General features: G+C 70.9%; 11 protein-coding genes. 7 read left to right on the forward strand and 4 right to left on the reverse strand.

Annotated elements, in window-relative coordinates; translation table 11 throughout:
• Positions 1-71: 71 nt before the first annotated feature.
• The 3 genes from AC3ET3_RS35430 to AC3ET3_RS35440 all read left to right on the forward strand — a co-directional run bounded on the left by AC3ET3_RS35430 (position 72) and on the right by AC3ET3_RS35440 (position 2,318).
• Positions 72-1,238 (forward strand): GAF domain-containing sensor histidine kinase, encoded by a 1,167-nt coding sequence (locus tag AC3ET3_RS35430; protein WP_432139976.1) that lies wholly within the window; start codon positions 72-74, stop codon positions 1,236-1,238.
• Entirely contained in the window at positions 1,231-1,872 is a 642-nt protein-coding gene (locus AC3ET3_RS35435; protein WP_432139975.1) for a response regulator, read from the forward strand. The genes AC3ET3_RS35430 and AC3ET3_RS35435 overlap by 8 nt, the downstream gene beginning before the upstream one ends.
• Before the next feature lie 200 nt (positions 1,873-2,072).
• Positions 2,073-2,318, forward strand: a complete 246-nt coding sequence (locus AC3ET3_RS35440) for a chaplin (protein WP_432158997.1) — start codon at positions 2,073-2,075, stop codon at positions 2,316-2,318.
• Between the two features lie 262 nt (positions 2,319-2,580).
• Here the strand turns inward: AC3ET3_RS35440 and AC3ET3_RS35445 are convergent, their stop codons facing one another.
• Positions 2,581-3,363: a hypothetical protein gene (locus tag AC3ET3_RS35445; protein WP_432158998.1), complete on the reverse strand. Its 783-nt coding sequence runs from the start codon at positions 3,361-3,363 to the stop codon at positions 2,581-2,583.
• 152 nt (positions 3,364-3,515) lie between these two features.
• On the opposite strand from AC3ET3_RS35445, the gene AC3ET3_RS35450 reads away from it, so the two are divergent.
• From AC3ET3_RS35450 to AC3ET3_RS35460, 3 genes are all read left to right on the forward strand, one after another.
• Positions 3,516-4,307: an ABC transporter ATP-binding protein gene (locus tag AC3ET3_RS35450; protein WP_432139972.1), complete on the forward strand. Its 792-nt coding sequence runs from the start codon at positions 3,516-3,518 to the stop codon at positions 4,305-4,307.
• 75 nt (positions 4,308-4,382) lie between these two features.
• Positions 4,383-4,814, forward strand: a complete 432-nt coding sequence (locus tag AC3ET3_RS35455; RefSeq protein ID WP_432139971.1) for an NfeD family protein — start codon at positions 4,383-4,385, stop codon at positions 4,812-4,814.
• Between the two features lie 142 nt (positions 4,815-4,956).
• A complete protein-coding gene (locus tag AC3ET3_RS35460) occupies positions 4,957-5,904 on the forward strand; it encodes an SPFH domain-containing protein (protein ID WP_432139970.1) in 948 nt (315 codons plus the stop codon).
• Positions 5,905-5,966: 62 nt separating this feature from the next.
• Here AC3ET3_RS35460 and AC3ET3_RS35465 read toward each other — a convergent pair whose 3' ends face one another.
• The 3 genes from AC3ET3_RS35465 to AC3ET3_RS35475 form a co-directional block, all read right to left on the reverse strand.
• Positions 5,967-6,473 (reverse strand): HNH endonuclease, encoded by a 507-nt coding sequence (locus AC3ET3_RS35465; RefSeq protein ID WP_432139969.1) that lies wholly within the window; start codon positions 6,471-6,473, stop codon positions 5,967-5,969.
• Positions 6,474-6,628: 155 nt separating this feature from the next.
• Complete coding sequence (locus AC3ET3_RS35470; protein ID WP_435613673.1) at positions 6,629-7,165, reverse strand: YbhB/YbcL family Raf kinase inhibitor-like protein; 537 nt, start codon at positions 7,163-7,165, stop codon at positions 6,629-6,631.
• A gap of 49 nt (positions 7,166-7,214) precedes the next feature.
• Entirely contained in the window at positions 7,215-7,997 is a 783-nt protein-coding gene (locus AC3ET3_RS35475) for a sporulation protein (RefSeq protein WP_435613674.1), read from the reverse strand.
• 144 nt (positions 7,998-8,141) lie between these two features.
• On the opposite strand from AC3ET3_RS35475, the gene AC3ET3_RS35480 reads away from it, so the two are divergent.
• Positions 8,142-8,783 carry a DNA-3-methyladenine glycosylase gene (locus tag AC3ET3_RS35480; RefSeq protein WP_432139966.1) on the forward strand — a complete coding sequence of 214 codons (642 nt, stop codon included), beginning with the start codon at positions 8,142-8,144 and terminating at the stop codon, positions 8,781-8,783.
• The last annotated feature ends 261 nt before the right edge of the window (positions 8,784-9,044 follow it).

The following is a 9,044-nucleotide window of genomic DNA, read 5'->3' on the forward strand; positions in this document are numbered from 1 at the left end:
GCCCCGGGACCGAGGCCGCGGCGGTCACCGGCCCGATCCGGGCTGTCACACCCCGCCGGTACGGTGAGGACATGAGTCAAGGTCCCCGGTCAGGACTCGCCGCGGTGAGTTCCGCGCTACTGGCCATGAGCAGGCACCTGGAGGTGCGCGACGTCCTCAAGACGATCGTCGCCTCCGCGCGTGAGCTGCTCGCCGCCGAGTACGCCGCGCTGGGCGTCCCGGACGACCACGGCGGCTTCGCCCAGTTCGTGGTCGACGGCGTAAGCGAGGAGCAGTGGCGCGCGATCGGTCCCCTGCCCCGCCAGCACGGCATCCTGGCCGCGATGCTGCACCAGGAGAAACCCGAGCGGCTGGCCGACGTGCGTGAGGACCCCCGCTTCGAGGGCTGGCCGGACGCCCACCCCCGGATGTCCGACTTCCTCGGACTGCCGATCCGCGACGGCGACGAGGTCATCGGCGCGCTCTTCCTGGCCAACAAGATCCGCCCCGGCGGACGGGCCGCAGAACCGGCCCCCGGGGACGGCTGCGGCTTCACCGAGGAGGACGAGGAACTGCTGTCCATCCTCGGCCAGCACGCCGCGATCGCCCTCACCAATGCCCGCCTCTACGAACGCAGCCGCGAACTCACCATCGTCGAGGAGCGCTCCCGCCTCGCCCATGAGCTGCACGACGCGGTGAGCCAGAAGCTCTTCTCCCTCCGGCTGACGGCCCAGGCCGCCGCGGCCCTGGTCGACCGTGACCCGTCCCGCGCCAAGGGCGAGCTCCAGCAGGTCGCCGCGCTCGCCGCCGAGGCGGCCGACGAACTGCGCGCCGCCGTCGTCGAGCTGCGCCCCGCCGCCCTCGACGAGGACGGCCTCGTCGCCACCCTGCGCACCCAGGCGCAGGTCCTCGACCGCGCTCACACCGCGCGCGTCTCCTTCGTCAGCCGGGGCGTGCGCGCCCTGCCCGCCGCCCAGGAGGAGGCCCTGCTGCGGGTCGCCCAGGAGGCGCTGCACAACGCCCTGCGCCACTCCGGCGCCGCCCACGTGGACGTGACCCTCGACCGGCGCGGCCCGGGTGCCGTCCTGCGGGTCACGGACGACGGCGGCGGCTTCGACCCCCGGGCCACCCGCCAGGCCGGACGCCACCTCGGCCTGGTCTCGATGCGGGACCGCGCGAGCGGGGTCGGCGGCGGTCTGACGGTGGACTCGGCGCCCGGCAAGGGCACCACGATCGAGATGGAGGTCCCCGGTGGCTGACGCAATCAAGGTGCTGCTCGTCGACGACCACCAGGTCGTGCGCCGGGGCCTGCGCACCTTCCTGGAGGTGCAGGACGACATAGTCGTCGTCGGCGAGGCCGCCGACGGTGCCGAGGGAGTCGCCCGCGCCGAGGAGCTGAGACCCGACGTCGTCCTCATGGACGTCAAGATGCCCGGCACCGACGGCGTGGACGCCCTGCGCCGCCTGCGCGACCTCGGCAACCCCGCGCGCGTGCTGATCGTCACCAGCTTCACCGAGCAGCGCACGGTCGTTCCCGCCCTGCGCGCGGGCGCCGCCGGGTACGTCTACAAGGACGTCGACCCCGACGCGCTGGCCACGGCCATCCGCTCCGTGCACGCCGGGCACGTGCTGCTCCAGCCCGAGGTCGCGGGCGCCCTGCTGTCGCAGGAGGACGGAAGCGGCGGCCAGGGCCGGAGCGGTTCGCTCACCGACCGGGAGCGCGAGGTGCTGGGCCTGATCGCGGACGGCCGCTCCAACCGGGAGATCGCCCGCGCGCTGGTGCTGTCCGAGAAGACGGTCAAGACCCACGTGTCGAACATCCTGATGAAGCTCGACCTCGCGGACCGCACCCAGGCGGCCCTGTGGGCCGTACGCCACGGCCTGACCGGCTGAGACCTGACCGGCTGAGACCTGACCGGCCAAGACCGCAGCCCGGGGGCCGCTGCCCACGGCAATTCGGAGGGTTCCCGTCCGGTCGGAGATTCATACCGTCGTGGGAATGTCCCCCGGATGGCGCAACCTCCGGCGGCCGCCGCCGTTCTCCAGTGCGCACCTCGGCACCCGCCGCGGTGAACACAAGGAGGACTTGGACAGTGAAGAACCTGAAGAGGGCAGCGGCCGTGACGATGGTGGCCGGCGGGCTCATGGCCGCCGGTGCCGGCATGGCCTCGGCCACCGACGGCGCGTGGGCCGGCGCTGAGGCCAAGGGTTCTCCGGGTGTCGCCTCGGGCAACGTGGTCCAGGCCCCGGTGCACGTCCCGGTGAACGTGGTCGGCAACAGCGTCAACGTGATCGGCGTGCTGAACCCGGCCTTCGGCAACCTGGGTCTCAACCACTGACGTCCCCGGGTCTCACTCCCTGACGTCCAGCGGGCGCCCGCGGCGCCCCCGGCCTCCCGGTCGACCACCGGGAGGCCGATCACCCCCAGGGCCGCCGTGGTCGTCGGCGCCCGTGGCGACGGCGGCGGCCGCCAAGTCCCGTTCTTCCACCTCGGGGCCCCGTCGTCCCGCGGCGCGGACGTCCGCGACGGAAAAGGGCACGAGGGGGCGTCGCCGGCGCGGCGGCACCCCCTCGGACACCGTCCGCACCCGGCGGTACGGCTCAGCGCCGCTCCCGTTCCTCGACATACGCGTTGTACGCGGCGACCTGGGCGCGCCGTGCCGTACGCTCCACCGGCCGCAGCGCCTCCCCGCGCGCCGCCATCTCCGACGCGCTCACCGCGCCCCCGTGCCCGTTCTCGTACGCCAGCGACACCAGCGCCCCCACCCGCCGTGCCAGCTCCAGCACCCGCACCGCGCGCGGCGGATACCCCGGCGCCAGCACCTCCGCACCCCCTTCGGTCCGCGCCCGGTACGCGTCGATGGCGGCGGCGGCCGCCGGCCCCGACCCGGCCACGTCCAGCCGCGTCAGCACACGCGTCGCCTCCCGCAGCGCCTCTGCCAGCTCCCGCTCCGCCTCACCCAGCGACGGCACGTCGGCGGGCGGTGCCTCGCGCACCGGCAGGCAGTGCCACACCACCTCGACGTGCACGTCACCCGCGGGCCCGGACTCGGACACCTCCGGCACCAGCCCCAGGCCGGCCCCGTGACAGACCACCGCCTCCCCGGACTCCAGCGCCCGCGCGTTGAACTCCGGCGGCCCGCTCAGCCCGAGCGGGTGGCCCGGCGCGGGCAGCGCCACCCGCAGTCCGCTCACCCCCAGCGCCCGCAACCGGCCGAGGGCCAGCGTGAGGCCCACGGGCGCCGACTCCCCGGGCAGGTCCGTGACCCGGTGCACCGCGTCGTCGCCGACCACGGCGAGCGCGGCGTCATCCGGAGGGGCAAGTCCGGCCAAAAGGGCATTTCCCCAAGCTGCGAGGCGACCAGAGCGCGGTTCCGAGTGCATGCCCCCACCCTAAGGACCGGACCGAGGGGACGGCTCGCCCGGCCAGTGGCGTAGATTTTCCGGGAGGGCCGTGCCCACCGGCGCGGCGGACCGAGCCACAGGCGTACGCGACAGCCGAGACCGGCCACACTGCAAGGGGAGACAACGCGCTCATGAGCGATGTTCTGGAGCTTCAGGACGTATCCGTGGTCCGGGAGGGCCGGGCTCTGGTGGACCAGGTCTCCTGGTCGGTCAAGGAAGGCGAACGCTGGGTCATCCTCGGCCCCAACGGCGCCGGCAAGACGACCCTGCTCAACGTCGCCTCCAGCTACCTCTTCCCCAGCAAGGGCACCGCCACCATCCTCGGCGACACCCTCGGCAAGGTCGACGTCTTCGACCTTCGCCCCCGCATCGGCGTGGCCGGCATCGCCATGGCCGAGAAGCTCCCCAAGCGCCAGACGGTCCTGCAGACCGTTCTGACGGCCGCCTACGGCATGACGGCCGGCTGGCAGGAGGAGTACGAGGACGTCGACGAGCAGCGGGCCCGCGCCTTCCTCGACCGCCTCGGCATGACCGACTACCTCGACCGGAAGTTCGGCACCCTCTCCGAGGGCGAGCGCAAGCGCACCCTCATCGCCCGCGCCCTGATGACCGACCCCGAGCTGCTCCTGCTCGACGAGCCCGCGGCCGGCCTCGACCTCGGCGGCCGCGAGGACCTGGTCCGCCGGCTCGGCCGGCTCGCCCGCGACCCCATCGCGCCCTCGATGATCATGGTGACCCACCACGTCGAGGAGATCGCGCCCGGCTTCACCCACGTCCTCATGATCCGTCAGGGCAAGGTCCTCGCCGCCGGCCCGATCGAGCTGGAACTGACCTCCCGTAACCTCTCCCACTGCTTCGGCCTTCCGCTCGTCGTCGAGCAGGTCGGCGACCGCTGGACCGCCCAGGGCCTTCCGTTGACCTGACAGTCCCTGAACAGTTCCTGAACAGCACCCCGTCGCGCCCTGTCCGCGCCGCACGGTGGGTCCTACCATGACCATGTGAACATCGACGCGTGGGTATGGTGGCTCGTCGGCGCGGCAGCGCTCGGAATTCCCCTTGTGGTGACCGCCATGCCGGAGTTCGGCATGTTCGCGGTGGGCGCCGTGGCCGCCGCGATCGTGGCCGGCCTCGGCTTCGGCGCCGTCGCCCAGGTCCTCGCCTTCGTCATCGTCTCGGTCGCCCTCATCGCGGTCGTACGCCCCATCGCCTACCGGCACCGCAATCAGCTGCGGCCCGGACTCGCCACGGGCATCGACGCGTTGAAGGGAAAACAGGCCGTCGTCCTCGAACGGGTCGACGGCAGCGGCGGCCGCATCAAGCTCGCCGGCGAGATCTGGTCGGCGCGCGCACTCGACGGCGAGCAGAGCTACGAACCCGGTCAGCAAGTGGACGTGGTCGAGATCGAAGGTGCCACCGCGATCGTCATATGACGCCCAGCGGCGGACAGTTGGCGCGACTGCGCCTAACAGGCCCCCACGGCGGACGACGGTCTGTCAGACTCGACCAGCAAGATCTTCAACAGCCATAAGATCTTCCGAACGCGCCGAGGCGGAGAAGGGTACGGGGAGCACCATGGAACCGGTCATCATCGTCTTGATCATTCTGGTGGTGTTGGTCTTCATCGCCCTGATCAAGACGATCCAGGTCATCCCACAGGCCAGCGCCGCCATCGTCGAGCGCTTCGGCCGCTACACGCGGACCCTGAACGCGGGCCTCAACATCGTCGTCCCGTTCATCGACACCATCCGCAACCGCATCGACCTGCGCGAACAGGTCGTGCCGTTCCCGCCGCAGCCGGTGATCACCCAGGACAACCTGGTCGTCAACATCGACACCGTCATCTACTACCAGGTGACCGACGCCCGCGCCGCCACCTACGAGGTCGCCAGCTACATCCAGGCCATCGAGCAGCTGACCGTCACCACCCTGCGCAACATCATCGGCGGCATGGACCTCGAACGCACCCTGACCTCCCGCGAGGAGATCAACGCGGCCCTGCGCGGCGTCCTCGACGAGGCCACCGGCAAATGGGGCATCCGGGTCAACCGCGTGGAACTGAAGGCCATCGAGCCCCCGACCTCCATCCAGGACTCGATGGAGAAGCAGATGCGCGCCGACCGGGACAAGCGCGCCGCGATCCTCACCGCCGAGGGAACGCGCCAGGCCGCCATCCTGACCGCGGAGGGCGAGAAGCAGTCGCAGATCCTGCGCGCCGAGGGTGAGGCCAAGGCCGCCGCCCTGCGCGCCGAGGGTGAGGCCCAGGCCGTCCGTACGGTCTTCGAGGCCATCCACGCCGGCGACCCCGACCAGAAGCTCCTCAGCTACCAGTACCTGCAGATGCTCCCGAAGATCGCCGAGGGCGACGCCAACAAGCTCTGGATCGTCCCCAGCGAGATCGGCGACGCCCTCAAGGGACTCTCCGGCGCCATGGGCAACTTCGGCCCGCTGGGCGGCGGTTCGAACGGCGGCGGCAACGGCGGCGCCGCCGCGGAACGCCGGGAGAAGCCGTCGATCGACTGACCTCACGCGAGACCCGATGGGGGCCCACCTCGACCGAGGTGAGCCCCCTTCGTACCGGACGCCTAGGCGGCGTTCTGCGCCAGCCAGCCCGGCAACGCGTTGAAGTCGTCCTGCGCCAGCGCCAGCAGCATCGCGTCCTGTGGAGTCGGCTCGAACGGCTGCCGCAGCAACGGCATCCCCGCCTGCTCCGGAGTCCGGTCCGCCTTGCGGTGGTTGTCCTCCGCGCAGGACGCCACCGTGTTCAGCCAGGTGTCCCGGCCCCCCTGGGACCGCGGCACCACATGGTCCACGGTCGTCGCCCGCCGCCCGCAGTACGCGCACAGGTGCCGGTCCCTGACCAGCACACCCCGCCGCGACCACGGGGCTTGTCTTCGGAACGGCACCCGGACGTACCTGCACAGCCTGATCACGCGGGGCACGGGAATGTCCACGGCGGCGCCCCGCATGCGCAGTTCGGGGTGGGCCTGCTCGACGACGGCCTTGTCCTGCAGCACCAGAACGACGGCACGGTTCGACGTCACCGTGGACAAGGGCTCAAAACTCGCGTTGAGCACCAGTGTGTCCCGCATACCAGCCCACCTCCCATGTGCACCTGCCCACCCCCCGGCGGGCTCGGATCAACTCTGGACGGGCGCGCCGAGATGGACAACGCAATAAAAACTGCCCGCCTCTGATCACTTCCAGCACCAGAGACGGGCAAACGTTCAGTGAACGATGAGATGACTCATCCCGCAGCGGGATTCTCGTACTCTCCGATCAGCTGAGCACGGGCGATCGCGTGGAACCGCAGATGGAAGCCGACCGCCGCGGGCGAGGAGTCGGCGTCCGGACCCAACTTCTCCCGGTCCACCGCGTACACCGTGAAGACGTACCGGTGCGGACCGTCCCCGGGCGGCGGCGCGGCACCGCCGAAGTCCCACGTCCCGTAGTCGTTTCGCGCGTGAACGGCGCCCTCGGGGAGCGCCCCGGTCCCGCCGCCGGCACCCGCCGCCAACTCCGTCACGGAGGCCGGTATGTCGAACAGGACCCAGTGCCAGAACCCGCTGCCCGTAGGGGCGTCCGGGTCGAAGCACGTCACGGCGAAGCTCCTGGTCTCCGGCGGGAAGCCCTCCCAGCGCAGTTGCGGCGAGGTGTTCCCCTCCGCGAAGACCTGGGCGCCCTTCAGCGTCCCGCCGTCCTCGACATCCTCGCTCGTCACCGTGAACGACGGCACGGGCGGATGGAAGTCGTGGGGCAGCGGCCGCCGCATGAGCTCGGTCACCTCGGTACCTCCTGAATCGGTGATCCGGTTACCGGTTACGGGAGGGAGACTAGAACCAGTTGCGCTTGCCGCCGACTTCGGACAGCCAGTGGTTGAGGTAGGCCACCCAGTCCGTCGCGTGGTAGTCGTGCAGACCCACCTGGAAGCAGCGGTAGGTGTCGCTGCCCTCGCTGAACAGCCCCGGCTTCTTGTCCATTTCGAGGACGACGTCCATCACGCTGTCGTCGGCGACGAAGGTCAGCTCGACCTCGTTCAGGCCGCGGTACTGCGACGGTGCGAAGAACTCGATCTCCTGGTAGAACGGCAGCCGCTGCCGCGTGCCCCGGATGTGCCCGCGTTCCATGTCCGCGGTCTTGAAGCGGAAGCCCAGCTGGATGAACGCGTCGAGGATCGCCTTCTGCGCCGGCATCGGGTGGACGTTGATCGGGTCGAGGTCGGTGGAGTCGACCGCCCGCGCGATGGCCAGCTCGGTGGTCACGCCGATGTTCATCCCGCGCAGGGCCTGACCGTCGATCATCGTGACCGGCGTCTCCCAGGGGATCTCCAGCCCGAACGGCACGGCGTGCACGGCCCCGGCCTGCAGCTCGAAGGCCCCGCCCAGCGACACCTTCGTGAACTCGATGTCCTGCGTGTACTCGCCGTCCTGTCCTTCGACCTCCACCCGCGCCTGCAGACCGACCGAGAGACCCTGGATGTCCTGGCTCACGGAACCGCCCTGGATCCTCACCTCGCCCTGGACGACACCACCCGGTACGACGTTGACCTCCGTCAGCACCGTCTCGACCGACGCCCCACCGGCCCCCAGGCTCGCAAGCAGCTTCTTGAACGCCATGACTCTCCTCTAGACCTCTGCGGTGGACCCTTGATCCCTACCAACGCGAACCGGCGGCGGCCGGTTCCGCGCCCACACCCTGGCAAGCCGAACGCGCCCTGACCACCCCGGCGTACCGACCAGACTGCACTACGCTCGGAGGGCGTGATCGCGACCCCCGACCGTACGCCCCTTCCACGGGAGTTCTTCGACCGCCCCGTCCTGGACGTCGCACGCGACCTCCTCGGCCGGCTCCTGGTCCGCACGACCCCCGACGGTCCGATCACCCTGCGCCTCACCGAGGTCGAGGCCTACGACGGCCACAACGACCCCGGCTCCCACGCCTACCGCGGCCGCACCGCCCGCAACGCGGTGATGTTCGGGCCGCCCGGGCATGTGTACGTCTACTTCACCTACGGCATGTGGCACTGCATGAACCTGGTGTGCGGTCCGGAAGGCCGGGCGAGCGCCGTCCTGCTGCGTGCCGGCGAGATCATCGAGGGAGCCGAGCAGTCGCGACCTCGACGGCGGTCGGCCCGCGACGACAGGGAACTGGCCAAGGGCCCGGCCCGCCTGGCGACCGCCCTGGACATCGATCGCGCCCTGGACGGCACGGACGCGTGCGCGACGGGCGACACCCCCTTGCGTGTCCTCACGGGCACGCCCGTCGACCCGGAGCGGGTGAGCACCGGCCCCCGTACCGGTGTCGCCGGCGAGGGAGCCGTGCACCCCTGGCGCTACTGGATCGCCGGCGACCCCACGGTGAGCCCGTACCGGGCCCATGTGCCCCGGCGCCGCAGAAGTTGACTCTGTCGGCGAAGGTGCGTAACGTGGCCCGAGCCGCTGAACCGGGTACGGCGATCGCCTGCAGCCGGAGCGGCCAACCCACTACCTAGTACATCCCTCAGCGGGATCGATTTCGGCATGTCCGCATGCCCGAATTCGAACTCGCGGGACTCGATTATGAGTCCGCCGGGGAATCGGCTAACGTAGTGAATGTCGAAAGGCCGACGAGCGAAAGCGAGAAGGTCTCCGGCAATCCCGCCGACAGGGAATCGGGTCGAGAAG

The organism is Streptomyces sp. bgisy159 (assembly GCF_057707805.1).

What these genes read in the sequence shown, in the direction of transcription:
- AC3ET3_RS35475 (WP_435613674.1), bottom strand. Translation starts at nt 7,997, where the DNA reads ATGGCGTTCAAGAAGCTGCTTGCGAGCCTGGGGGCCGGTGGGGCGTCG.
- AC3ET3_RS35445 (WP_432158998.1), bottom strand. Translation starts at nt 3,363, where the DNA reads ATGCACTCGGAACCGCGCTCTGGTCGCCTCGCAGCTTGGGGAAATGCC.
- AC3ET3_RS35465 (WP_432139969.1), bottom strand. Translation starts at nt 6,473, where the DNA reads ATGCGGGACACACTGGTGCTCAACGCGAGTTTTGAGCCCTTGTCCACG.
- AC3ET3_RS35460 (WP_432139970.1), top strand. Translation starts at nt 4,957, where the DNA reads ATGGAACCGGTCATCATCGTCTTGATCATTCTGGTGGTGTTGGTCTTC.
- AC3ET3_RS35450 (WP_432139972.1), top strand. Translation starts at nt 3,516, where the DNA reads ATGAGCGATGTTCTGGAGCTTCAGGACGTATCCGTGGTCCGGGAGGGC.
- AC3ET3_RS35430 (WP_432139976.1), top strand. Translation starts at nt 72, where the DNA reads ATGAGTCAAGGTCCCCGGTCAGGACTCGCCGCGGTGAGTTCCGCGCTA.